The following is a 20989-nucleotide window of genomic DNA, read 5'->3' as shown; positions in this document are numbered from 1 at the left end:
AGCCGTGGTGGAGCGTGAAACTTTCACACGGGAGCGGTGCTGGAGCGCACCACGAGGGTGGTGGGCAACTCCATCCGCCGCGGCGCGTCCCCGGCCAGCAGCCCGCTCAGGGCGACGGAGCCCAGGTCAGGCCAGGGTTGGCGGACCGTCGTCAGGGCCGGCGTGACGTGCGCGGCGGCCCACGAGTCGTCGAAGCCCACCACGCTCACGTCGTCGGGGACACGCAGGCCGTGCTCGGTCAGCGCCTGGTAGACCCCGACGGCCATCGCGTCGGAGCACGTGAAGATGGCCGTCGGACGCTCGGTGGCGAGCAGTTCACGGGTGGCGGTCAGCGCGCCCTCACGCTGGAAGTAGCCGCACACCTCCCGGCGCGGGTCGACCGGCAGCCCGGCCGCGGTCATGGCCTGCCGATAGCCGGCCAGTCGCTCGATCGCGCACGGCACCCCGGGGCGCCCTGTCACGACGGCGATGCGCCGGTGGCCCAGGCCGATGAGGTGTTCGGTGGCCTCGCGGGCGCCGGCCAGGTTCGCGGCGGCCACGACCGACACCCCGGGCGGGGGCTTGCGGCGCGGGTCCACGATCACGGTCGGGATCCCGTGGTCGGTCAGCCAGGTTCGTTGCGTGGCGGTCGGCGACGTGCGCACCAGCAGCACGCCCGCGCTGTCCCGCGCGCCGAGCCGGTCCAGCCAGGCCGGCGGCGGCTGGCCGTTCTTGGTGCGGCCGACGACGGCGGAGACCACCAGGTCCACGCCCAGCCGCCAGGCCGCGTCCTCCACGCCGCCGAGGATCGCCAGCGCGTACGGCGAGTCCAGCCCCTGCAACATGACGTCCACCATGCTGCCCCGCGTGGGCCGCGGCCGCCGGCCCGGGTAGCCACGGCGTTCCAGCACCTCGGCGACCAGGCGCCGGGTGTGGGTGGAGACGTCGGACCGGCCGTTCAGCGCCTTGGAAACGGTTGCAACCGACACTCCGGCCTCGCGGGCGATCACCGCCAGTTTCGGCAGTGGCCGGGGAGTCTCGGGGGCCGTCATGTCCCCCACTCTGCTCCGACGAGTCGGTGAAAGACCAGGCCATAGCCGCGAAAATTTCGAAATTTCGGCGTTTGCCCTGATGGTGGCACCCGCGTGGTTCTCATGCCATTGACGTTGCGTACGTGCTAACGCAACGTTTCCTGCAACCGATTGCAGACCCGGCACCACAAAGGAGTCCGTACGTGGCCGTCGTCTCGGCGCCCCCGCCCCGCACCAAACCACGCCGAGCGGGAGCGTTAGCGCCGTATGTGCTGATCGCCCCCTCGCTGGTCGCGATGCTCGGGTTCCTCGTGTACCCGATGGCCAGCGTCATCTACTACAGCCTTCAGCGCTACAACGTCACCAAGCCCTGGGACAACGGCTTCGCCGGGCTGGAGAACTTCCGCACGCTGCTCTTCGACGACCCGATCTTCTGGCAGAGCCTCGGCTTCAGCCTGAAGTGGGTGGTCGTCGAGGTCGTGCTGCAGTTCCTGCTCGGGCTCGCGCTCGCGCTGATCGTCAACGAGAGCTTCGTCGGCCGCGCGATCTCGCGGGCGCTGGTCTTCTCGCCGTGGGCGGTCTCCGGCGTGCTCACCACCGCGATCTGGGTCCTGCTCTACAACCCGTTCACCGGCATGTCGCGCTATCTCGCCGACATGGGCCTCATGGACTACGGCGCCGCGCCGCTGGCCAACCCCGGCACCGTGTTCTGGGCCGCCGTGGTGGCCGAGTTGTGGCGGGGTGTGCCGTTCTTCGCGATCCTGCTCCTCGCCGACCTGCAGTCGGTCTCCAAGGAGTTGTACGAGGCCGCCTCCGTGGACGGCGCGACCCGGCTGCGCAGGTTCTTCCACATCACGCTGCCCCACCTGCGCGACGCGATCATCCTGTCGACCCTGCTGCGCTCGGTGTGGGAGTTCAACAACGTCGACCTGCTCTACACGCTGACCGGCGGCGGCCCGGCCCACCAGACCACCACGCTGCCGCTGTACGTCGCCTCCCTGGCCGCCCAGTCGCACGACTTCGGCTACGCCACCGCGCTGACCACCGTGGCGTTCCTCATCCTGACCTTCTTCTCCATCGTCTACCTGCGGCTCAGCAAGTTCGGGGTGAAGTCATGACCATGGTGACCGAGCGCCCACCGGTGACGCGGCCTCAGGCCGCGCCCGTCAAGGGCGCGAACCGGGTGCCGCGGTGGCAGATCTATCTCCCGCTGGCCCTGTACCTGCTGTTCACGCTGGTGCCGTTCTACTGGATGCTGGTCTTCGCCTTCCGGCCCAGGGGCTCCACGGCGATCTTCCCGTGGCCGATCACGCTGGAGCACTTCGACACGGTCTGGAACGGGATGGGGTTCGCCGTCTTCTTCAGGAACAGCCTGATGGTCGGCGTCGCCTCGCTGGTCGCGACCACGGTGGTGGCGCTGGCCGGGGGATACGCGCTGGCCCGCTACACCTTCCGCGGCAAGGGCGCGTTCCTGATCGGGATGCTCTGCACGCAGTTCATCCCCGGCGCACTGATGATCATCCCGCTGTTCGAGATCTTCCGCACGTTGTCGCTGACGAACTCGCTCTGGAGCCTGGTGGTCGCGGAGACGGTCTTCCAGCTTCCGCTCTCCCTGATCCTGATCAGCGGCTTCATCCGCAACATCCCGTACGAGCTGGAGCAGGCCGCCTGGGTGGACGGCTGCTCGCGCCTGCGCGGCTTCCTGGCCATCGTGCTGCCCCTGCTGCGGCCCGCGCTGGTCGCGGTCGGCTCGTTCGCCTTCATCCACAGCTGGAACAACTTTCTTTTCGCCCTCATGTTCATCAACGACCAGGAGAAATTCACCGTGCCCGTGGGCCTGGCCTACAACCTCGGGGAGAACAGCGCCGACTTCGGCGCCCTCGCCGCCGGCGGTGTCGTCGCCGCACTGCCCGTCGTGATCGTCTTCGCGTTCATCCAGCGTTACCTCGTCCAGGGGATGTCGGCCGGGGCGGTGAAGGGATGAGCACCTACCGCAACCCCGTGCTGAACGCCGACTGGTCCGACCCCGACGTGATCCGCGTCGGCGACGACTTCTACCTGACGGTCTCCACCTTCACCAAGGTGCCGGGGCTGCCGATCCTGCACTCGCGCGACCTGGTCAACTGGACGATCATCGGCCACGGCGTGACCAGCGGGTACGACGACGTACGGCCCGGCTGCGGGGTGTGGGCGCCGTCGCTGCGCCACCACGACGGTCGCTTCTGGATCTTCTGGGGCGATCCGGACGTGGGCATTCGCTGGGTGAGCGCCGCGGACCCCCGGGGCCCGTGGAGCGAGCCGCACGTGGTCAAGCCGGGGGTCGGGCTCATCGACCCGTGCCCGCTGTGGGACGACGACGGGCAGGCGTACCTGGTGCACGGGTGGGCCAGGAGCCGCGCGGGCGTGAACAACCGGCTCACGGTGAACCGCATGGCGCCGGACGGGAGCGGGGTGCTCGACGAGGGCACGCTGGTCATCGACGCCGACCTGCTGCCGGGCTACCGGACGCTGGAGGGGCCCAAGCTGTACAAGCGCGACGGGGCCTACTGGATCTTCGCGCCGGCGGGCGGCGTCGAGCAGGGCTGGCAGTCGGTGTTCCGGGCGGAGTCGGTGTTCGGTCCGTACGAGGACCGCATCGTGCTGGCGCAGGGCGGCACCGACGTCAACGGCCCGCATCAGGGCGGCTGGGTGGACACGCCGTCAGGCGAGCACTGGTTCATGCACTTCCAGGACCGCGGCCCCTACGGGCGGGTCGTGCACCTGCAGCCGATGCGGTGGAACGGCGGCTGGCCCGTCATGGGGGCGGACGGCGAGCCGGTGGCCGAGGCGCCCGTGCCCGTTCCCGGTGGTGAGCCGGCCGCCCCGGCCGCCTCCGACGACTTCGCCGGGCCGGACCTGGGGATGCAGTGGAGCTGGCAGGCCAACCCCGACCCGTCGTGGTGGTCGGTCGGGGAAGGGAAGCTCCGGCTGGCCTGCGTGCCGGGGCCGGAGGATCTCCGGGAACGGCCGTCCGTGCTGGGGCAGCGGCTGCCGGGCGAGCCCTGCGCCGTCACGACCCGCCTGACCCTGGAGGGCGAGGGCCGGGCCGGGCTGGCCGTCGTCGGCGACACCGCCGCGTATGTCGGGCTGGAGCGCGCGGGGGACGAGACGGTCCTGGTCTGCGGCGACATGGACCCGGTGTCCGTCCAGGGGCCCGTCACCGTCGGCGCGCGGATCGGCGACGGCGCGCTCGTCACCTTCTTCGCCGACACCGGGGACGGGCCGTGCCAGGTCGGAGCCCCTTTCCAGGCCACACAGGGCCGGTGGGTGGGGGCCGTGCTCGGGCTGTTCGCCGCGGGGGACGGCGCCGGCCAGGCGATCTTCGAGGCGTTCACCGTGGACATCGAGAGGTAGGGGCAATGAGACGACATGTGCCGACGGCCGCGATCCTGCTGGCGGCCGTCCTGGCCGGGTGCGGCTCGGACACCGGCTCCGGCGGCAAGACCGAGATCACCTTCTGGGACACCAACGCGGGACCCGCGCGCACGCCGCTCTGGCAGCACGCCATCGCCGAGTTCGAGAAGGTCAACCCGACCATCAAGGTCAACTACGTGGGCGTGCCGATCGCGCAGTCGGCCCAGAAGATCGACACCGCCATCGCCGGCGGCGGCACGCCGGACGTGGCCGACGTGGCGACCTCCGGACTCGGCAACCTGGTCGCCCAGAAGGCCCTGGAGCCGGTGGACGACCGCATCGCCAAGAACCCCGCGCTGAACGGCAAGTTCAACGACGCGCTCATGACCACGGTCAAGAACGTGGCCCCTGACGCGAAGATGTACATCTATCCCATCTCCACCAACGCCGGCGCGTTCTGGTACCGCAAGGACTGGTTCAAGGAGGCCGGGCTGGAGCCGCCGAAGACCTGGTCGGAGTTCTTCGCCGCGGTGGACAAACTGACCAGGCCGGAGGAGAACCGCTTCGGCTTCACCATCCGCGGCGGCGCGGGCTCCATCGCCCAGATGCTGGAGGTCGTGTACGGCCAGTCAGGCCTCACGGAGTTCTTCGACGCCACCGGCAAGGCCACGCTGAACGACCCGCGCAACGTGACGGCGCTGGAGAAGTACGCCGGACTGTACAAGAGGAACACGCCCGAGGCCGACCTGCAGAACGACTACGTCAAGATGGTCGCGCAGTTCGACACCGCGGGCAGCATCGCCGTCATGCAGCACAACCTGGGCTCCTACCAGGACCACATCAAGGCGCTCGGCCCCGAGAAGGTCTCCTCCTTCTCCGTGCCCAAGTCCGACTCCGGCACCCAGTCCGTGTTGTCGAACCCGGTCAGCGGTGTCGGCGTCTTCTCCGCCAGTGAGAACAAGGAGGCCGCTGTCAAGCTGGCCGAGTTCTTCGCCGCCAAGGAGATGGGCGGCTACATCGCCAAGGAGAGCGGCGTCATCCCGGCCAACACCGACGTGAAGGACACGCAGGCCGAGCACATCGTCGAGGCGCAGCGGGTGCTGAACGACCCGGCGACCAAGGTCGTGCAGATGCCGTACCACCTGCCGGAGTTCAACGAGATCACCAAGACGTGGGCCGAGCCGCAGTTCCAGAAGGTGCTGCTGGGCCGGCTCAGCGCCCAGGACTTCCTGACGGAGTTCGCGGGCAAGCTGACCGAGGCGCAGGCCGGGTACAAGAAGAGGAACGGCTGATGCACACGATCGCCGCGCTCGCCGTGGCCGCCGTCACGGCCCTGCACCCCGCACCCGACCTGGGCCACCAGGTCCTGGCCTCGAACGCCCAGGCGGACCACACCCCGCGCGCCGACGGCTTCGCCGGGCTCAGCGCCCTGGGCGTGGACGGCACCACCGGCGGCGCGGCCGGGCGGACGGTGAGCGTGGACAACCAGGCCGACCTGGAGAGGTACGCCACGGCCGCGGAGCCGTACGTGATCAAGGTCAGGGGCTCGATCGCGATGGAGCCGTACGGCAAGGAGATCGAGGTCGCCTCCGACAAGAGCATCGTCGGCGACGGCGCGGGCGCCGAGATCGTGCACGGCGGGTTCTTCCTCAACGGCGTGCACAACGTCATCCTCCGCAACCTGACGATCCGCGACTCCTACGTTCCCGGCGACTGGGACGGCAAGAGCAAGGACTACGACGGCGTGCAGATGGACGGCGCGCACCACGTCTGGATCGACCACAACCACTTCACCCGCACCGGCGACGGCCTGCTGGACATCCGCAAGGACACCGACTACGTCACCGTCTCCTGGAACGTCTTCAGCGACCACAACAAGGCCGTCGGCATCGGCTGGACCACCAACGTCGTCACCAAGGTGACCCTGCACCACAACTGGATCCGCGGTACCCACCAGCGCAACGCCAGCATCGACAACACCGAGGCCGCGCACTGGTACAACAATTACGTCCAGGACTCCGCCCTGTACGGCACCATGATCCGCGGCAGCGGCAGGATGGTCGTCGAGAACAGCTACTACCAGGACGTGCCCGACCCGATCGTGGTCAAGGACGCCACCGCGCAGGCGGTGCAGCGGGGCAACGTGTTCAACGACTCGCCCGGCCGCAACGACAGCGCGGGCGCCGCGTTCGACCCGTCCTCCTACTACGCCTACACCCTCGACCCCGTCGCCAAGGTGCCCGCCATCGTCACCCGGGGCGCCGGGCCGCTCGGCGGGGAAAGGCCGGTCGCGCGCCGCATCACGGTCGCGCTCGACGGCACCGGCGACTTCGCCAGCCTCCAGGCCGCCGTCGGGGCCGCGCCGCGCGGCGCGGTGATCACCGTCAAGCCGGGCGTCTACCGCGAGCAGGTACGAGTCTGGCCCGGCGACAGGGACCTGACGATCAGGGGCGCCACCGGCAACCCCGAGGACGTCGTGGTCAGCTACGAGCTGGCCGCGGGCGCCGCGAAGTTCTACGGCGGCACCTGGGGCGACGCCCAGAGCGCCACCTTCGCCGTGCTCGCCGACGGCGTCACGGTCGAGGACATCACCTTCCAGAACACCTACGACGAGTCGGCCGCACCCAGCCCGGCCGCCGCCGTGCGCACGACCGGCGACCGCACCGCCTTCGAGGGCACTCGCTTCGTGGGCGACGCGGGCACCTACCAGGCCGACGGCCGCCGCTCCTACCTGCGCGACTGCTACGTCGAGGGCGACGCGGGCATCGTACGCGGCCAGGGCACGACCGTCCTGGACGGCTGCACGGTCAAGTCGGCGGGCCCCGGCGCGGTGACGGCGGGCGGCACCGTCCTGGTCAACGGAAGCCGGCTGGAGGGCGACACCCCCAAGTCCACGTCCCTGGGGAGCTCCGGCGCGGTCGTGGTCCGTGACTCCTGGCTGGCCGCGCACGTCAAGGACGACCCGTGGGACGGCGAGGGCCGCTTCGCCGAGTACCGCGACACCGGCCCGGGCGCGGCCGTCAACGCGGACCGGCCGCAGCTCACCGACAGGCAGGCGGCCGAGCACACCGTGCGGCGGTATCTGGGCGGCTGGCGACCCTGACCGGCTTTACTCGGAACAATCCAGCCCTAGAGTAATCGAATCACTACCCAAAGTTACGATGGCGAAGTTCACCCATCAAATACTCCAGGGGGCTGGAAAATGACCGACGAGACCAGGGCCGACCGCATCACGATCGACACCGAGGAAGAGACGGCGATCGGCGGCGAAGCCGCACTGCTGCACGCCCAGGACGACCCGGTGGCGTCGGCCGCCGTCGACGCCGCCGTCGAGACCGAGCTGCTGGAGGAGGCTCCGGAGCGCGAGGCGGCCGAGGCCAGGCGGGAGAGCGAGCGCCAGATCGCCGAGCTCGCCGCCAAGGACCAGGAGCGAGTCCGCCGCGTTCAGGGCGAGCTGCGCAAGAGGGGCGCCGACGTCTGGCCGGTGGCCAGGTGGTGGGGCTACGAGATCCACCTCAACGAGTCGGCCGCGCTGCTGGCCGCCGAGATCCCGCAGCTCATCGGGGAGCTCGCGGGCGCCGTGCTGGGCTCTTGGCTGGCCCCGGTCGTCGAGCGCTCCGTACGCGACAAGGCGGGCTGGATCGGCGAGGCCGCCCGCCCGTACGGGGTCAAGCTGGCCTCGCCGTGGACCGCGCCCGGCATGCTCGTCCCGGCCCGCCAGGGCCGGCGCCGGACCGCCGGCGACACCAGCCTGTACTGGGCGGTCCACGAGCCGGGCGAGGGCTGGAGCCAGGACCAGCGTTTCGTCGACCACTTCAGCGTGTCGAACCCGGCCCTGGCCGAGTTCCAGGACCGGCTCTACCTGGCCCACCGGGGCACCTCCGGCGACGCCGCCCTGTGGTGGACGGTGTACGACGCCGAGGAGGGCTGGAGCGAGGACCAGAAGTTCCCCCAGCACTTCAGCCAGGCGGGGCCGGCGCTGACCGCGTACGACGGGCAGCTCTTCTGCGTGCACCGCGGCGCCGGCGAGGACGCCGCGCTGTGGTGGACGCGCTGGGACGGCTCGGCCTGGAGCCCCGACCAGAGGCTGCCGCAACACTTCACCGACGCCGCTCCGGCGCTGGCCGCCTACGACGGGCAGCTCTTCTGCGTGCACCGTGGCGCGGGCAATGACGCCGCGCTGTGGTGGACCCGCTGGGACGGCTCCGGCTGGAGCCCCGACCAGCGGCTGCCCGGCCACGCCAGCCGCTCGAACCCGGCGCTGGCGGTCTACCGGGGCCACCTCTACTGCGTGCACCGCGGCGCCGGTGAGGACACGGCGCTCTGGTGGACGCGCTGGGACGGCTCGACGTGGAGCCCGGACCAGAAGCTGCCCGCCCACCACACCAGCGAGGGCCCGGCCCTGACCGTCTACAAGGACCGGCTGTACTGCCTGCACCGCGGCGCCTCCGACGAGAGCCTGTGGTGGAGCGGCTTCAACGGCTCCGGCTGGACCGCCGACGAGCGGCTGCCCGACCACCGCAGCGGCGAAGGCCCCGCCGTCATCGCCTACCGCGACAAGAACGCCACCCGCGACCAGCTCCTGTGCGTGCACCGCGGCGTCCGCTGACATGGCGAGTGCCGGCTCGCGACCGCGGGCCGGCACTCTGTCGTCCGCAGCAGGTCACCAACCGGCGAGCTGCTCCAGGAACCACTCGATCAGCGGCCTCGACGGGGCGCTGTGCTCCGTGTTGCCGGCGTCACAGCAGAACGCGTCCAGGAACGTCTCGTCCTTCGGCAGGTCGCCGAGGTCGAGGTACAGGTCCGACTGCCACTGGAACGGGTCCCTGGCCAGCCCGATCGCGCTGACCGACGGGACGAAGGCGCTCCTCCTGAACCGGTCCTGGATCGGCAGCCCCGCCGCGTCGGCGAAGCGCCCCCACAGGTCGATCGTGCCGCCGGGCGCCCCGTCGAACGCGGCCACGTGCGAGGTGGCGCTCGTCCACACCGGCGCGCCGAAGCGTACGACGCCGATGTTCTGCAGCTCGCCCATGTCCGGCTGGATCCTGGCCGTGAGCTGCAGCGCCTCGTGCTGCAGGTCGAAGACCGGAGTGCCGGGAGGCAGGTCGGGGCCGCTGCCGTTGCCGGTCCCGTTGGCCAGGCCCAGCTTGTACGGCCGCATCGGGAACCAGCCCACCCTGCGCAGGTCCTCCAGGAACTCCTGGCGCAGCGGGCTGGCGCTCGTCACCGGACCCGAGTAGTCCGCGCTGTCCACCCAGCCCCACAGGAGCTGCTGCGCGGCCGGGCTGCGGATCAGCTCGGCCTGACCCGGGCCGTCGGAACGCGGGGACAGCGACTCGTGCAGGTACGCGAGCTGCTGCAGCACCAGCGGGATCCACGCGCCGAGGTGCGGGCTGTCGTAGGAGAAGTACTTGTCGGTCTGGTGGTCGATGCGATCGTTCTCCATGCGGGCCAGGGCGTACCTGGTGACGATCCCGCCCATGCTGACCCCGCCGACGACGAGCGGGTCGTCGCCGCGCCGCTCCTCGATCGCGCGCAGCACGGCGCTGACCGCCACGCCGGCGTTGGCCTGGATGGCGACGTGCCGCTGGTCGAAGCCCAGCAGCACGACGTCGATGCCCATCTTCCTGAGCTGGTCGAGGAAGCCGGGCGTGCCCTTGGCGTACGGCTTGTTGAAGTGCCGCCACAGGGCGTCGAGGTCGCTCGGCCCGTAGTTGAAGCCGTCGGCCAGGATCAGCGGCCTGGTCAGCGCGTCGTGCCCCTCGGCCAGGTGCACGGCGGCCCGGCCGGTGGCCGTGTAACCCTGGTGCGGGCGGTCGCCCACGAGCTCCCAGACCACCTCGGGCCTGCGGGCCTGGCCCTCGCGCTCCGGCGGGGTGGCGAACCAGATCCCCTGCTGTCCCAGCGCCTCGGCGACGCGCTCGACCTGCTCGGAGCTCAGGCTGGCCTCGACTCCCTGAGCCCTGGTCTCGACGTCGATTCTCGGTTCCTGCGCCATGCTTCGATCCTCTTTCTCACGTGCGGGGCCAACTGGCGCCACTGAGCACACTGTACGTTCACTCTCAGTAATCAACCATGCGCAACACGTGATGGTGTGATAGTGCGTTTCCGCAGGTCGGATGAGGTCAGAGGACGGAGAACAGGGAGCGAGTTCGGAGGAAGCCCATGGCCGGCACGCGGGCGTTCTGGATCGACGCGGCGCACGAAGGAACCCAGGAGCGGTACGGCGAGCAGTTGCGCAAATGGCGGCACGCGTTCGAGGCCACCGAGGGAGAGCCGGCCGCGGAAGGCATCACGCTCGACCCGCTGCACTTCGCGCTGGGCGCCTGGGAGGTGGCCGGCCGGCCGGTGGGCGACCCTCCGTACGTGCGCCGCCATCCCCGCGTGCTGGACGCCACCTGTCACCGGCCCGAGGAGGCGCCCGGTCTGATGGCGGTGGTCGAACTGGCCGCGCCCACCCCGGTGCGGCTGCCCGACGGGTGGGCCGGATGGCAGCGGCAGGACGGGGGCGATCGGACGTACACGGCGCCGCCGTACGAGAGGCCGACCGCGCTGGCCACGCTGGAACTGCGCGTGCCCCTGCCGGCCGACCTGCTGCCCCACCCGACCAAGGCCCGGGCCTCGGGGCTGCCCAACCTGGACGACGCCCAGGCCTCGATCGAAGCGCTGGTCTCCGAGCTGAACGCCGTCGTCACCCCGTTCCTGTGGAAACTCGAGGGGGAAGGGGACGGGGGGCCGCTGCCGGAGTGGCTGCGTACGCAGATCGAGGCCGACAAGGCGACCGCCGAGACGGCGGGCGGACGCGACTGGCGGTACGTGCCCGCGAGCGAGGGCAACCGGCTGGAGTTCGACGGGCCGCGCGGCGTGAGCGCGATCGGCTTCCACGCCGACGACCTGCTGCAACCGGTCGAGGCCATCCACATCGCCCTGCACGACCCGGCCGACGCCGTCGCCCGCTGCGAGGCGGAGCTGGCCCTGCTGGCGCTGCACGCCCGCGACTGTGACGAGTGCGCCGGCGGCTCACCCTGCGCCACCCTGCGCCGCCTCGCCTCCGGCTACCGCCTGCGGCCGGGCTGGCGGGACGAATGGGCGGTCTGAGGTGGAGGTTTCACATCTTCTGGCAGGGTAATCGGCCACTCAACGGTGAGGAGCACCCATGTCTTCCATGTCCTTGATCGACAGAGAATGTGTCCGTCAGTTGCTGGACTCGCGCCACCAGGACGCCACGCTGGTGTTCGTGAGGGGCGACTGCGTGGTGCTCCCGGCCGCGGAGGTGGACGAGGCCCACAAGGGCCTGGTCATCGCGCGGCGGGACGACGTCGTGGCCCAGCTCCCGGAGGGCGCCCGCACCGACCAGGCCCTCGACGACCTGGCCGTACGGCTGGACAACATCGTCAGAGACCTGGGCGCCTGACCTCCGCGCGATTCCTACTCGCGGCCGCTCTCCAGGAACTGCAGGACGGCGGCCACCCGCCGATCCGTCCCGTCGGTCGGCGCCAGGTCGAGCTTGGCGAAGATGCTGCGGATGTGCTTGTGCACGGCGCCGTCGGTGACGAAGAGCCGCTCGGCGATCGCGGCGTTGCCCAGTCCCTCGGCCATCAGGGCGAGCACGTCGCGCTCGCGCGGGCTGAGCCGTTCCAGCTTGTTGTCGGGACGGGCGCGGGTGAGGAGTTGCGCGACGACCTCCGGGTCGATGGCCGTGCCGCCGCCGGCCACCCGGTGCAGCGCCGTCATGAACTCCTGGACCCGCCCGACCCGCTCCTTGAGCAGGTAGCCGAGCCGGGAGCTGCCGTGGGAGAGCAGGTCGGTGGCGAACGCCTGCTCCACGTACGCCGACAACACCAGCACCGCCAGCCCCGGCAGCCGCCGCCTGGCCTCGACGGCGGCCACGATGCCCTCGTCGGTGTGGGTGGGCGGCATGCGCACGTCGACGATGGCGACATCCGGTTTGTGGGTGTCGACGGCGACCAGGAACTCGGCGGCGTCGGGGGCGGTGGCCACCACGTCGAGTCCCTCGGCGCGCAACAACAGCGCGAGGCCTTCGCGCAGCAAGGGGTCGTCTTCGGCGATCACAATCCGCATGGAAGGCTCACATTCATGGTGGTAGGCCCGCCTGGGGGGCTGGTCAACGCGAACACACCGTCGAGGGCTTCGGTACGGCGGCGGATGCCGCCCAGGCCGGACCCGCCGTCTTCGACGGCCCCGCCGCGTCCGTCGTCGGTGATCTGGATCAGCACCCGGTCGTCGGTCCGCCGGACGGACACGGTGGCCTGCCGGGCCTGGCTGTGCTTGGCGATGTTGGTCAGCGCCTCGGCCACCACGAAGTAGGCGGTGGCCTCGACGGAGGCGGGGCACCGGCCGGGCACCTCGGCGTCCACCGCGCAGGGCACCGGGCTGGCGGCGGCCAGTCCGGTGAGCGCGTCGGCCAGGCTGCGATCGGCCAGCACCGGGGGCAGGATGCTGCGGACGACCGCGCGCAGCTCGGCCAGGGCCTGCTCGGCGGCGTCCTGGGCACGTTCGAGCAGCTCGTCGGCGGTGGCCGGGTCGCGGGCCACCGCCCGGCGGGCCGCGCCCAGCAGCACGTTGACGGCGACGATCCGGTTCTGCGTGCCGTCGTGCAACGAGCGCTCGATCCTGCGCAGCTCGGCGGCGTGGGCGTCCAGCGCCGCCGCGCGGGTGGCGGCGAGCTGCGCCACGCGTAGCGCCAGGTCGGTGCCGGGATCGGCGGACAGCAGCCGCCGCCCCGGCCACGCCTGGAACCGCGCCATGACCGGGATGACCACCACGGCGAGGGCGAGCCAGAGCAGGCTCATCGAGCTGACCAGGAGCGCGCCCCGCAGGTCGTAGGCGTCCCAGATCTCCAGCACCGCGCCGGCCCGTTCGGAATCCGGCAGCAGCGGCCAGTACAGCGGGAACGTCAGGTCGAGCGCCGCTCTCAAGGGCAACGTCAGCCCGACAATGCCCAGCATCAGCCCCAGCGTCGCGTGCGTGAGCAACCAGCGCAGCTCCCGTCCGGAGGCGGGTTGCCTGATGGCGCCGCGCCAGTCGTCGGGCACCGGGTCGGGGTCGATGATCTGCGGACCCCAGCGGGACAGCCGCGCCCGCTCCCGGTTGGCCACCGCGCGCAGGACGCGCAGGCCACCGGGCGCCAGCCGCAGGCCCACGCCGGTGAGGCCGGCCAGCGCGACGGCGGCCAGGAGGGTCAGCGCGACCAGCGCCAGCGCGGCGGTGCCCATGCCGCCGACAAGATGTTCCAGTCCGTCGAGAGTGGCGCGGCCACGGGCGGACACGTCCCACAAACGGGCGGGCCGCTGCCCGGCCGTCGGGTCGTGGGTCGGCATCCGCACCTCCTTGTCGCTCAGACCATAGGACATGAGGCGTGATGTCGTGAGATAGCGGGGCGAAGAGTACAGCAGGCTGTACCCGTGCCTGTCCCGCTGGTGGGATCGCTGCTAGGGCGGCCGGTTCGTAGCGTTCTGTGCGAGACGAACGCCCCGAACCATGAAGGAGCACACGATGAGTCACGAGATCCGCCCCACCGCCTCCCGCATCCGGGTGAGCCGCCCCGTCCTGTGGTTGCTGCTGGCCGTCTTCATGGTCGGCAACATGGTGTCGAACACGGCCGGACTCCACCTGTTCCTGGGGGTCGGGTTCGGCCTGGCCACCCTGGCCTGCGCCGCCGCGCTGATCGTCCAGCACTACGACAGGCGGCGCTCGGACGGGTAATATTTGCCCATCTACGGTCATGTTGCGCTAAAGGGGATATTTGTGGGAAAACCCTCTGAAGATCGGCCTGATCAGGACAGATACGTCCGGCAGGAGCTGCAGCGCCTGAGGAACAGCATCGACAACCTCGACGCCGCCCTCGTCCACCTGCTCGCCGAGCGCTTCAAGTGCACCAAGGAGGTCGGCCGGCTCAAGGCGGAGTATCAGCTCCCGCCCGCGGACCCGGAGCGGGAGGCGGCCCAGATCAGCCGCCTGTGCGCGCTCGCGGAAGAGTCGAAGCTCGACCCCGTCTTCGCCAAGCGCTTCCTGAACTTCATCATCGCCGAGGTCGTCCGCCACCACGAGCTCATCGCCAGCAACAGGGCCGCCGCCCGCGGCAACTAGCGCGTGCTGAGGAAGGCGAGCGCGCGTTCGGCCAGCAGCTTGGCGGCGGGCTCGTCGTAGGAGGGCAGGCTGGGATCGGCGAACAGGTGCCGGTCCCCGGGGTAGAGGAACAGCTCCGCTCCCGAGGTCGCCGCCACGAAGGCGCGGGCCGCGTCGAGGTCGCCGGAGTCGACGAAATCCTCGTCCGCGTCCATCCCGTGAATCTGCACGGGCACCCCTTCCGGCCAGGAAGCGCCGAAGTGCGCGAGCGGCACGAAGGAGTCGAACAGCAGCGCTCCCTTCGCCCCCGCCCGCGTCAGGGCCAGCTTCTCCGCCGGCATCGCCCCGAGCGAGAACCCGGCGTAGACCAGCGAGCCGGGCAGCTCGCCGGCGGCGGCCACCCCGCGCGCGACGACCGTGTCGAACCCGATCTCCCGCGCGTGGGCCACGCCCGCCTCGACGGAGCCGAAGAGACGGCCTTCGAACAGGTCGGGCACGTGGACGGTGTGACCGGCGCCCCTGAGCGTCTCGGCGAACTCGCCCACGCCGCTCGTCAGTCCGTACGCGTGATGGAACAGCAGCACCTCGGCCATCTCGGCACCCCTGATTTCGATCGGGTTTTCGGATGGCGAGTATGCCAGCAACCCGGGCGATCAGTCCACAAGAGCGACCCGGACGGCTCCAGGGTCGTCGCCGGACAGGGGGACGGAGAAGACGGCCGTGCGTTCGCGGGCCCCGTACACGACGAACCGCACGCCGTCCTCGTCCCACGTCTCGCGGACGTCCGAGGTGAGCTGGGCGGAGGCCGAGCAGTACGCGAGGCTGCGGCGCAGCAGGTGCAGGGACGCCTCCAAGGGGACGTCGCGGAGCGGGGGCAGGGCGAGGGGGCGGCGCAGGCGTACCAGGAGGCGGCGTAGCGGGGTGAGCCAGTAGCGGTCCAGCTCCGAGGAGAGGACCAGCAGGATCACGGCCTCCAGCAGGACGACGGCGGGAATCGGCGACGAGGCGGCGGTCATGGAGAGCACGGCGGCGGCCAGCAGGAGCGCGGCGCGGGCGAAGCCGCGTGCGTCCACGGGCCGGGAGTGTGTGCCCAGGCAGCCGCACGACGAGGTGGGCGCGGCGACGCGGGCGTAGGCGAGGTAGGCGAGGAAACCGGCCGACAGCAGTGCGGCGGCGGCTCCGTCCAGGGGGTGGACCGGGGGCAGCAGCAACAAGGCGGCCACGGCCAGCTCGGCCAGGCCGACGAGCCGCAGCGCGGGGACCGCGCGCGCCGGGCCGGTCAGCCGGGCCAGGGCGGTCTGCCCGGCCCGCGCCCGCATCCGCCGGCTGAGCAGCTTCATCAGGCCTGCCCAGAGGAGGAAGAGGGCGATCACGTACGGCTGCGACGCGGCGATCCCGTTCACGAGCTGCCTCCTAGTGGGGGGAGAAGACCGTTGCGATGTCCACTTCGTTCGTGTCCGGCCGCCAGGCGCCCAGGATCTGCACGTGCTGGCTCACTTTCAGCATCGACAGGTCCGACGTGGCCGGCGACTCGGAATGGATGGCGACCGATTTTCCGGCCACGACGTGGCACAGCACTTCGGTGCCGTTGTGGTCGAGGTGGATGGTCTGGCCGGTGATGTTCTTGATGTGGCCCTTGATGTTGACGATGTTGAGCCACACCGATTCGGCGGCCAGGATGCCGTCCGGCATGAGCACGCCTCTGGCGTACAGGCCGTCACCGGGCTGGGCCTGGTCGAACGGGACCGGCCCCAGCTTCCACAGGCTCGTGCCGTCCACGACCCTGATGGTGTGGAAGACCATGTTCGAGCCCAGGACCAGGAGGGTGTTCTCCTTGATCGAACGGATCCTGCCCTCGGCGAAGTTCGGGTCGGGCGAGCCGGGTTCGACCTGCTGGGCCGTGGTGGCGAAGGCCGCCTCCGGGCCGAGCGAGCCCAGCGCGGTCGCGGCGACGACACTGGCGCCGCCGCCGAGCACGGCGGACCTGAGCATGTCCCTTCTGGTGCGCATCGTTCGCCTCCTGTCAGGGCGTCGAGATCTCCGCCGGTCGCAGGCCGGAAGAGAGACTGGCGATCTGGCTGTAGGCGGCGGGGGTCAGGTCGATCAGCCGGTTGCTCGCGCAGGTCGCGCCGCAACAACTGCGCTCGCCGCAGAACAGGTCGGTCTGCGGGCCGCAGTCGGCGATGGCGGTGACGACGCTGGTGCCGCTGCACAGCGCCGTGATGCGGTGGCGGAATCCACAGGTTCTGCGCGACAGGCTGACGCCGCAACTGTCCGGGCGGGTGATCGCCCAGCAGGCGTCGGAGGCGTTGGGCCAGGCGTGCTGGAGGCTGCCGGAGTTACAGGTTCCGCAGGCTCCCTTGCCGGTGCTGCTGCAGGGGCCCCAGGCGGTGCCGCAGCAGAACCAGGAGACCTCTCCTTGGACGGGGCCGAGTAAGTCGGCGGGCGGGTCGGGGGACTTGCTTCGCGCCATGCGCGTCCTCCTTGGGTGAGCTCTGGACGATCTCAGCGAGGGGTCTGAAGCTTTCCGACTTGATCTATGAGTACCATGTAAGGATTTTTCGTCAATGCCCGATTTTCGGAGGATGGCGCGACGGGCGGGGCGTTGTCAGGCGCAGAATTCCGTGATGGTGGCGGTGAGGATGTCGGTGACCTGGTGGACCGAGGCGATGTCCGCCCATTCGGTGTCGGCGTGGGCGCCGCCGCCGTCGGCTCCGAAGAGGAGGCAGGGGATGCCGGCGCGGGTCAGCAGGGCGCAGTCGGTCCAGAAGGGTTCGGCGCGGATCATCGGGGGGTGGCCGAGTGCGCGTTCTGCCTGGCCCAGGAGGACGCGGGCGATGTCCGAGCCGGGGTCGGCCTCGAAGGGCTCGCGGTGGAGGCCGTCACGAAGGACGTACCGGAAGTCGGGGACGGTGGCCGCGAGGCGGTCGAGGAGGTCCGTGAGCTCGGCTCGTACCGTGTGAGCGTCCTCGCCGGGAACCGTGCGGCGCTCGATCGTGATCAGGCATCGCGCCGGATACGTCGAGGGGCCCTCGCCGCCCTCGATGACGGAGGCGTGCACGGTGCCGGGGCCCAGCAGGCGATGTCCGCCGGCGGCGGCCAGGCGGCGGCCCAGGTCCTCCAGGGCGACCAGGAAGTGGCCGGCCTTGGCGATCGCGTCCACGCCCAGGTCGGGGCGGGAGCCGTGGGCGGCGCGGCCGAGGATCTCGACCTCGTACCAGGCGAAACCCTTGTGGGCGAGTGTCACCTCCAGCAGGCTCGGCTCCGTGACGATCGCCGCGTCCGCCGTGAAGGTCTCCAGCACCTCCTCCGTGCCGAAGCTGGCGTGCTCCTCGTCGGCGACGCAGGCGAGGATGACGTCCCCGCGCAGTGGGGAGCCGCTGGTGGCGCGGGCGGCGGCGGCCATCATGGCGGCGACGCCGCTCTTCATGTCGAAGGCGCCGCGGCCGTAGATCCTGCCGTCCTGGATGCGCGGGGTGAGCGGTTCGCCGTCGTACGTGCCGGTCGCGACGGTGTCCAGGTGGCCGTTGAGCATGAGTGAACGGCCGCCACCTGAGCCCCTGGCCACGGCGACCAGGGACGGACGGCCGGGTCGCCGCTCAAGCCGGTGGAGCTCGAACCCGCGCTCGCCCAGCCACTGCGCGCAGAACCCGGCGGCGGCCGACTCCCCGGCGCCGCCGGGGGACAGGTCGGGGTTGACCGAGTCGATGGCGATGAGGCGTTCGAGCAGCGGCAGCGGATCCGGCATGAGGGGCCTCCTGGCTGAAGGATCCCATCATGCCGCACCGCCTCAGAGCGCCTCGGAGTTCTGCGCCGCCTGGTAGACGGCCATCGCCTCGTCCCCGAAGAAGGGGCCGAACATGAAGTTCGGGGCGAAGTTGTAGGTGAAGCTGTTGACGGAGTTCAGCCAGCCGAGGCCGGTCGACTCGTTGAAGTTCTGGAACCACGGCCCGCCGCTGGAGCCGCCGGTCATGTTGCAGCGCAGCCCCTGGTCAGTGGTCATGACGGTGTCGTTGAACGAGCGCCCGCTGCAGTAGATCAGCTCCGACCCGTCGAACGGATCGGCCGCCGGATACCCGAAGGCGAACATCTGCCGCTGCCTGGCCTGGTTGAAGGCCACCCCCTGCCCGCCCACGACGTCGGTCAGCGTGCGGCCGTTGAGCGGCGCGACCACGACGGCGGCCACGTCGAAGTTGATGTCCTCGTTGGCGTTCCACTGCTGCGTGGTGAACATGGCGGTGGCCACCCAGGTGCCGAACGGGCGCTGCCCGTCGTCGAAGGCCGGGACGAACACCCAGTTCCTGTGGGCGGCGCCGTCGATCTTCACGCAGTGGCCCGCGGTGATCACGACGCTCTCGTTCGCGCTGGTCACGGCCGAGCCGGAGCAGGAGGCGTTGCCGCCTTCCGCGGTGGTGAAGAAGACCCGCCCGGTGGTGCGCACGACCGCGCCGCCGTCCGTCCACTGCAGGCCGCGGCTGTTGGGGACCGCCGCCTGCTGGGTGGCGTTCACGGTCCACGACGCGCCGCGGGTGCTCCACGAGGTGCGTCTGGAGGTGCCGCGGGTGGCCCACGGCTCGCCCCTGGACGGCCCGCTCGATCTCGTACGCCGGGGCGCGGGCGCGTCCAGGGGCTGCGCGGCGAGCATGCGCTGCGTGGTCCAGTACTGCGAGACGGTCCTGCGTTCCGACCCGGAGTCCGCGGCGGCCCACCCGGAGGGCCTGGGGTCGTTCGCGGCCTGCGCGCTGCTCGCGGGGACCAGGGCGCCCGCCACGGCGATGGCGAGGGCGGAGAGCAGGGCGACTCTACGGTGCATTACGTACCTCCCGAAACCCGGAATCTGCCGTAGGGAGGTACGTACGGAGCGGTCCATCCGACTCAACACCCGCACAACTCGATATAGCGCCATCACGGGACGAATCCGGCTCGGCACGGAGCGTCGACGTCCCCGCCGCCGACGAAACCATGACCAATGCCCGTCCGATATTGACGTTCTTTCACCGGTTCTTGCCCGTGTAAAGGAAATTCTAATTCGGCGTGGCGTTCTCATCTGAGTCGCGGCAACTGTAAATCTTGTACCGGTCTGGCGTCCATGGGCCGCATGCCGAAAGGAACGGTATATGTTCACCCGAATGAAAAATATGGCCATGCCGGCCATGCGTGGCTTCCTTGCCGCGACGCTGGTCGTCTCCCTCGCCCCGGCGGCGAGCGCGGTGACGGTCAACGACGACGACGACGGTCGCAGAAACTGCGAACACCATACTTTCTGGCGAATTCACCGAATGTCGCCGAGAAACTTCTTCGTACCCCGCACCCGTTACATCGACGGCCCCGGCGGCTCGATAACGGTGTCGGTCACCAGGGAGCACGAGGTGACCGCCTTCCTCGAAACCGAGAACGAGAGGCTGAAGTCGATCACCAGGCCCCTTCGCAGAGGGGAACTCGGCTTCGCGGAAGCGGACATCGCGCCAGTGGAGCCCGAGGAAGCGGACGCCGAGGCAGCGGACACCGCGGCAGTGGACGCCGGGGAAGTGGTGCACCAGCTACGGAGACTGGGCCTGCCCCACCTCGAGCAGCGGCACATGGTCTTCACCGGGCACGAATACACCCGGGAGATCACCGACGGCATGTACGGCAACATGTGGTACCGCGTCTTCGGCTACCGCATCGGCTGGTCGGCCTGGAGTGTGCTCGGCACATGCGACCGAGTCAAGGTCGCCGCCGGCATCGCCAGCGTGCCTTCCCGGGTGGAGGGCTGGCGTTACTGGGAGACCAAGCACCCGATGTTCAAGCGTCGGCAGATCTCCGACAAGTAACAGCAGGTCAGCAGGGTTTTCGAGCTGATTCCCGGGTATGGGATGGATCCAGTGGTCCGGCACGCGCAGCCGTTCCGGCGAACCCCACGAATCGCATGAGGGGACACCATGGCCATCCAGCGATATCTGGGAATCACCTTCTTCCGGCTTCCGCCGCCGCCTCCGGGAGGCGGCAGCGACAACTCTCGCAGCGCGCGCCGCCGCAGGCGCCGGCGCTGAGACCCGGCACGGGAGATGTGAGGGTGTGAACCCTCACATCTCTTCTGTGGGGATCACCGGTGGATCTGACAGGATGATCGGGTTACTGTCAGATCGTTTCGCCGGTAACCCATGGGAGCGCTTCATGAAACTCGTCCTGGTGCTGTTAGCGCCCCTCGCCCTGCTCCTGACGGCGGCGCCCGCCCAGGCCGCCGGGCCGGTCTGCCTCCCCGAGGCCCAGGTGTGCGCGGGGCTCGAGGACGGCCAGTTCGTCTTCACGATCAAGCCGCCGCCCACCACGCTCACGGTGAGCGCCACGGTCAACGACGTGCCCGTCACCGGCAGCCTGACCCACCAGTCCGCGCCCTCCTACGTGCAGGGCTGGTACGAGCCGTATCCGGCGCTGGTCTCCGGTGATGTCATCTGCCTGACGTTGAACGCGCCGGGGGTGTCACCGGGCCCGTACTGCGACACACAGCCGTGAAA

General features: G+C 70.4%; 22 protein-coding genes. 12 read left to right on the top strand and 10 right to left on the bottom strand.

Annotated elements, in window-relative coordinates; all coding sequences use genetic code 11:
* Positions 1–23: 23 nt before the first annotated feature.
* On the bottom strand, positions 24–1031 hold the full coding sequence (locus ACFPZ3_RS14730; protein WP_379514637.1) for a LacI family DNA-binding transcriptional regulator: 1008 nt from the start codon (positions 1029–1031) through the stop codon (positions 24–26).
* Positions 1032–1213: 182 nt separating this feature from the next.
* Between ACFPZ3_RS14730 and ACFPZ3_RS14725 the strand changes: the two genes are divergently transcribed.
* The 6 genes from ACFPZ3_RS14725 (at position 1214) to ACFPZ3_RS14700 (ending at position 9012) form a co-directional block, all read left to right on the top strand.
* Positions 1214–2128 (top strand): carbohydrate ABC transporter permease, encoded by a 915-nt coding sequence (locus tag ACFPZ3_RS14725; protein WP_379514636.1) that lies wholly within the window; start codon positions 1214–1216, stop codon positions 2126–2128.
* Entirely contained in the window at positions 2125–2994 is an 870-nt protein-coding gene (locus ACFPZ3_RS14720) for a carbohydrate ABC transporter permease (protein ID WP_379514635.1), read from the top strand. The genes ACFPZ3_RS14725 and ACFPZ3_RS14720 overlap by 4 nt, the downstream gene beginning before the upstream one ends.
* The gene (locus ACFPZ3_RS14715; protein WP_379514634.1) at positions 2991–4403 is read left to right on the top strand and encodes a glycoside hydrolase family 43 protein; all 1413 of its coding nucleotides are present in this window, start codon (positions 2991–2993) and stop codon (positions 4401–4403) included. The genes ACFPZ3_RS14720 and ACFPZ3_RS14715 overlap by 4 nt, the downstream gene beginning before the upstream one ends.
* A gap of 5 nt (positions 4404–4408) precedes the next feature.
* Positions 4409–5695 (top strand): ABC transporter substrate-binding protein, encoded by a 1287-nt coding sequence (locus tag ACFPZ3_RS14710; RefSeq protein ID WP_379514633.1) that lies wholly within the window; start codon positions 4409–4411, stop codon positions 5693–5695.
* The gene (locus tag ACFPZ3_RS14705; protein ID WP_379514632.1) at positions 5695–7506 is read left to right on the top strand and encodes a pectinesterase family protein; all 1812 of its coding nucleotides are present in this window, start codon (positions 5695–5697) and stop codon (positions 7504–7506) included. The genes ACFPZ3_RS14710 and ACFPZ3_RS14705 overlap by 1 nt, the downstream gene beginning before the upstream one ends.
* A 99-nt stretch (positions 7507–7605) precedes the next feature.
* A complete protein-coding gene (locus tag ACFPZ3_RS14700) occupies positions 7606–9012 on the top strand; it encodes a PLL family lectin (protein WP_379514631.1) in 1407 nt (468 codons plus the stop codon).
* Positions 9013–9066: 54 nt separating this feature from the next.
* Here ACFPZ3_RS14700 and ACFPZ3_RS14695 read toward each other — a convergent pair whose 3' ends face one another.
* Positions 9067–10401: an esterase/lipase family protein gene (locus ACFPZ3_RS14695; RefSeq protein WP_379514630.1), complete on the bottom strand. Its 1335-nt coding sequence runs from the start codon at positions 10399–10401 to the stop codon at positions 9067–9069.
* A gap of 167 nt (positions 10402–10568) precedes the next feature.
* On the opposite strand from ACFPZ3_RS14695, the gene ACFPZ3_RS14690 reads away from it, so the two are divergent.
* Positions 10569–11501, top strand: coding sequence for a DUF6221 family protein (locus ACFPZ3_RS14690; RefSeq protein WP_379514629.1), 933 nt, complete (start codon positions 10569–10571; stop codon positions 11499–11501).
* A 58-nt stretch (positions 11502–11559) separates the two neighbouring features.
* Positions 11560–11817 (top strand): hypothetical protein, encoded by a 258-nt coding sequence (locus ACFPZ3_RS14685; RefSeq protein ID WP_379514628.1) that lies wholly within the window; start codon positions 11560–11562, stop codon positions 11815–11817.
* A gap of 14 nt (positions 11818–11831) precedes the next feature.
* Here ACFPZ3_RS14685 and ACFPZ3_RS14680 read toward each other — a convergent pair whose 3' ends face one another.
* Together ACFPZ3_RS14680 and ACFPZ3_RS14675 are read right to left on the bottom strand one after the other, a co-directional pair.
* Positions 11832–12485, bottom strand: a complete 654-nt coding sequence (locus tag ACFPZ3_RS14680) for a response regulator (RefSeq protein ID WP_379514627.1) — start codon at positions 12483–12485, stop codon at positions 11832–11834.
* The gene (locus ACFPZ3_RS14675) at positions 12473–13744 is read right to left on the bottom strand and encodes a sensor histidine kinase (protein WP_379514626.1); all 1272 of its coding nucleotides are present in this window, start codon (positions 13742–13744) and stop codon (positions 12473–12475) included. Before ACFPZ3_RS14675 ends, ACFPZ3_RS14680 begins: the two co-directional genes overlap by 13 nt.
* 175 nt (positions 13745–13919) lie before the next feature.
* On the opposite strand from ACFPZ3_RS14675, the gene ACFPZ3_RS14670 reads away from it, so the two are divergent.
* Both ACFPZ3_RS14670 and ACFPZ3_RS14665 read left to right on the top strand, forming a co-directional pair.
* Complete coding sequence (locus ACFPZ3_RS14670) at positions 13920–14129, top strand: hypothetical protein (protein WP_379514625.1); 210 nt, start codon at positions 13920–13922, stop codon at positions 14127–14129.
* A 42-nt stretch (positions 14130–14171) separates the two neighbouring features.
* Positions 14172–14513 carry a chorismate mutase gene (locus ACFPZ3_RS14665; protein WP_379514624.1) on the top strand — a complete coding sequence of 114 codons (342 nt, stop codon included), beginning with the start codon at positions 14172–14174 and terminating at the stop codon, positions 14511–14513.
* Here ACFPZ3_RS14665 and ACFPZ3_RS14660 read toward each other — a convergent pair.
* The 6 genes from ACFPZ3_RS14660 to ACFPZ3_RS14635 all read right to left on the bottom strand — a co-directional run bounded on the left by ACFPZ3_RS14660 (position 14510) and on the right by ACFPZ3_RS14635 (position 19305).
* A complete protein-coding gene (locus ACFPZ3_RS14660; RefSeq protein WP_379514623.1) occupies positions 14510–15085 on the bottom strand; it encodes a dienelactone hydrolase family protein in 576 nt (191 codons plus the stop codon). The two genes, ACFPZ3_RS14665 and ACFPZ3_RS14660, sit on opposite strands and share 4 nt — an antisense overlap.
* A 60-nt stretch (positions 15086–15145) precedes the next feature.
* Positions 15146–15895 (bottom strand): MauE/DoxX family redox-associated membrane protein, encoded by a 750-nt coding sequence (locus ACFPZ3_RS14655; RefSeq protein WP_379514622.1) that lies wholly within the window; start codon positions 15893–15895, stop codon positions 15146–15148.
* A 10-nt stretch (positions 15896–15905) separates the two neighbouring features.
* Positions 15906–16502, bottom strand: a complete 597-nt coding sequence (locus ACFPZ3_RS14650) for a cell wall protein (RefSeq protein WP_379514621.1) — start codon at positions 16500–16502, stop codon at positions 15906–15908.
* Positions 16503–16515: 13 nt separating this feature from the next.
* A complete protein-coding gene (locus ACFPZ3_RS14645; RefSeq protein WP_379514620.1) occupies positions 16516–16965 on the bottom strand; it encodes an RlpA-like double-psi beta-barrel domain-containing protein in 450 nt (149 codons plus the stop codon).
* Positions 16966–17100: 135 nt separating this feature from the next.
* Positions 17101–18240 (bottom strand): M20/M25/M40 family metallo-hydrolase, encoded by a 1140-nt coding sequence (locus ACFPZ3_RS14640; protein WP_379514619.1) that lies wholly within the window; start codon positions 18238–18240, stop codon positions 17101–17103.
* A gap of 42 nt (positions 18241–18282) precedes the next feature.
* The gene (locus ACFPZ3_RS14635) at positions 18283–19305 is read right to left on the bottom strand and encodes a trypsin-like serine peptidase (protein ID WP_379514618.1); all 1023 of its coding nucleotides are present in this window, start codon (positions 19303–19305) and stop codon (positions 18283–18285) included.
* A gap of 331 nt (positions 19306–19636) precedes the next feature.
* Between ACFPZ3_RS14635 and ACFPZ3_RS14630 the strand changes: the two genes are divergently transcribed.
* Both ACFPZ3_RS14630 and ACFPZ3_RS14625 read left to right on the top strand, forming a co-directional pair.
* A complete protein-coding gene (locus ACFPZ3_RS14630; protein ID WP_379514617.1) occupies positions 19637–20305 on the top strand; it encodes a hypothetical protein in 669 nt (222 codons plus the stop codon).
* A 343-nt stretch (positions 20306–20648) separates the two neighbouring features.
* On the top strand, positions 20649–20987 hold the full coding sequence (locus ACFPZ3_RS14625; RefSeq protein WP_379514616.1) for a hypothetical protein: 339 nt from the start codon (positions 20649–20651) through the stop codon (positions 20985–20987).
* Positions 20988–20989 lie beyond the last annotated feature (2 nt).

This window comes from Nonomuraea insulae (assembly GCF_042656245.1).
This window is presented reverse-complemented; position numbering and strand designations above follow the sequence as displayed.

What these genes read in the sequence shown, in the direction of transcription:
- ACFPZ3_RS14730 (WP_379514637.1), bottom strand. Translation starts at nt 1,031, where the DNA reads ATGACGGCCCCCGAGACTCCCCGGCCACTGCCGAAACTGGCGGTGATC.
- ACFPZ3_RS14720 (WP_379514635.1), top strand. Translation starts at nt 2,125, where the DNA reads ATGACCATGGTGACCGAGCGCCCACCGGTGACGCGGCCTCAGGCCGCG.
- ACFPZ3_RS14715 (WP_379514634.1), top strand. Translation starts at nt 2,991, where the DNA reads ATGAGCACCTACCGCAACCCCGTGCTGAACGCCGACTGGTCCGACCCC.
- ACFPZ3_RS14710 (WP_379514633.1), top strand. Translation starts at nt 4,409, where the DNA reads ATGAGACGACATGTGCCGACGGCCGCGATCCTGCTGGCGGCCGTCCTG.
- ACFPZ3_RS14705 (WP_379514632.1), top strand. Translation starts at nt 5,695, where the DNA reads ATGCACACGATCGCCGCGCTCGCCGTGGCCGCCGTCACGGCCCTGCAC.
- ACFPZ3_RS14700 (WP_379514631.1), top strand. Translation starts at nt 7,606, where the DNA reads ATGACCGACGAGACCAGGGCCGACCGCATCACGATCGACACCGAGGAA.
- ACFPZ3_RS14695 (WP_379514630.1), bottom strand. Translation starts at nt 10,401, where the DNA reads ATGGCGCAGGAACCGAGAATCGACGTCGAGACCAGGGCTCAGGGAGTC.
- ACFPZ3_RS14690 (WP_379514629.1), top strand. Translation starts at nt 10,569, where the DNA reads ATGGCCGGCACGCGGGCGTTCTGGATCGACGCGGCGCACGAAGGAACC.
- ACFPZ3_RS14685 (WP_379514628.1), top strand. Translation starts at nt 11,560, where the DNA reads ATGTCTTCCATGTCCTTGATCGACAGAGAATGTGTCCGTCAGTTGCTG.
- ACFPZ3_RS14680 (WP_379514627.1), bottom strand. Translation starts at nt 12,485, where the DNA reads ATGCGGATTGTGATCGCCGAAGACGACCCCTTGCTGCGCGAAGGCCTC.
- ACFPZ3_RS14675 (WP_379514626.1), bottom strand. Translation starts at nt 13,744, where the DNA reads ATGCCGACCCACGACCCGACGGCCGGGCAGCGGCCCGCCCGTTTGTGG.
- ACFPZ3_RS14670 (WP_379514625.1), top strand. Translation starts at nt 13,920, where the DNA reads ATGAGTCACGAGATCCGCCCCACCGCCTCCCGCATCCGGGTGAGCCGC.
- ACFPZ3_RS14660 (WP_379514623.1), bottom strand. Translation starts at nt 15,085, where the DNA reads ATGGCCGAGGTGCTGCTGTTCCATCACGCGTACGGACTGACGAGCGGC.
- ACFPZ3_RS14650 (WP_379514621.1), bottom strand. Translation starts at nt 16,502, where the DNA reads ATGCGCACCAGAAGGGACATGCTCAGGTCCGCCGTGCTCGGCGGCGGC.
- ACFPZ3_RS14645 (WP_379514620.1), bottom strand. Translation starts at nt 16,965, where the DNA reads ATGGCGCGAAGCAAGTCCCCCGACCCGCCCGCCGACTTACTCGGCCCC.
- ACFPZ3_RS14640 (WP_379514619.1), bottom strand. Translation starts at nt 18,240, where the DNA reads ATGCCGGATCCGCTGCCGCTGCTCGAACGCCTCATCGCCATCGACTCG.
- ACFPZ3_RS14635 (WP_379514618.1), bottom strand. Translation starts at nt 19,305, where the DNA reads ATGCACCGTAGAGTCGCCCTGCTCTCCGCCCTCGCCATCGCCGTGGCG.
- ACFPZ3_RS14630 (WP_379514617.1), top strand. Translation starts at nt 19,637, where the DNA reads ATGCCGGCCATGCGTGGCTTCCTTGCCGCGACGCTGGTCGTCTCCCTC.
- ACFPZ3_RS14625 (WP_379514616.1), top strand. Translation starts at nt 20,649, where the DNA reads ATGAAACTCGTCCTGGTGCTGTTAGCGCCCCTCGCCCTGCTCCTGACG.